1 protein-coding gene is annotated in these 1628 nt (G+C 48.0%); it reads left to right on the top strand.

Going from position 1 to position 1628, the window contains the following annotated elements:
- Positions 1 to 200: 200 nt before the first annotated feature.
- The coding region (locus A3750_RS14105; RefSeq protein ID WP_156498590.1) for an Rne/Rng family ribonuclease at positions 201 to 1628 on the top strand (1428 nt) is incomplete at its 3' end.

Raw genomic sequence — 1628 nt, 5'->3', positions numbered from 1 at the left:
GCAGGCCGACACCGTGAGTCCAAAAGACCCGCGCTGTAAAGAGACCATAAGACCTCGTGTTTAAGACTGGGAATGTTAAGTTAAGTCACTTTGAACAGCAGAGATCTTAGTACTGCTGCCTTTACAGACACTGACTACAAGCAGAATTACGCCCAAAATCTAATTTGCCCTCCTGTTACAGCGCCATCTGGACGTTGTGAATGAAAAGAATGCTTATTAACGCGACTCAAAGCGAAGAGTTGCGTGTTGCCCTCGTTGACGGGCAAAAACTCTATGATCTCGATATCGAAGCCGGCTCGAGAGAGCAAAAGAAAGCAAATATCTATAAAGGTAAAGTGACTCGCGTTGAGCCTAGCCTTGAAGCTGCTTTCGTCGACTTCGGTGCTGAGCGACACGGATTCCTCCCTCTCAAAGAAATTTCTAAAGAGTACTTCAAACCAAGCGCTGGCAAAGGTCGCGTCAATATTCGTGACGCAATTGCTGAAGGTCAAGAAGTTGTTGTCCAAGTCGAAAAAGAAGAACGCGGAAACAAGGGCGCGGCACTAACGACCTTTATCAGCCTTGCAGGCAGATACTTGGTATTAATGCCAAACAACGCGCGAGCAGGCGGTATTTCTCGCCGTATTGAAGGCCCAGATCGTGCGCAACTAAAAGACGCCATGTCCGGGCTAAACATGCCGAATAATATGGGTGTGATCGTTCGGACTGCTGGCGTAGGACGCTCTACAGAAGAACTACAATGGGATCTGGACTACCTTGTCCAATTTTGGGATTCGATTACTGCAGCATCAGACAGTCGACCCGCTCCATTTTTAATCTATCAAGAAAGCAACGTCATTATTCGCGCAATTCGTGATTATCTCCGCCAAGACATCGGCGAAGTTCTTGTCGACGCACCAATGGTCTTTGAAGACGTGCTGAATTTCGTACGCTCAGTAATGCCCGCTTACGAAAACAAGATTAAGTTATACCAGGACGAAATCCCTCTGTTCAGCCGTTACCAGATCGAAGCACAGATCGAAACGGCCTTTGAACGTGAAGTTAAGCTTCCATCTGGCGGTTCCATTGTTATCGACCCAACAGAAGCACTTGTCTCAATAGACATCAACTCTGCACGCTCCACCAAAGGCAGTGACATCGAAGAAACCGCGCACCAAACTAATTTGGAAGCTGCAGATGAAATCGCTCGCCAGCTTCGTTTGCGCGATATGGGCGGCCTGATAGTAATCGACTTTATCGACATGAGCGCCAGCAAAAATCAGCGCGATGTCGAAAATCGCATGCGAGATGCCCTTGAACTGGATCGTGCTCGTGTCCAGGTGGGTAAAATCTCCCGCTTCGGCCTGCTCGAAATGTCACGTCAACGCTTACGACCCTCTCTTGGTGAGACGCGTTCGGAAACCTGTCCTCGCTGCAGTGGCCAAGGCACAATTCGGGACATCGAGTCACTCGCACTTTCAATCATGCGTCTAATCTACGAAGAGAGCTCAAAAGAGAAAACAGGAGCGATCCAAGCAATCGTTCCGGTAAATGTTGCTACTTTCTTGCTGAACGAGAAGCGAAAGCAAATCGTCGACATAGAGTCGAAACAAAACGTACACGTCATTATTGTTCCAAAAGATCATTTA

It is taken from the genome of Oleiphilus sp. HI0079, from assembly GCF_001635105.1.
Note: the sequence above shows the minus strand (reverse complement) of the source record. Positions and strands in the feature narration are given on the sequence as shown.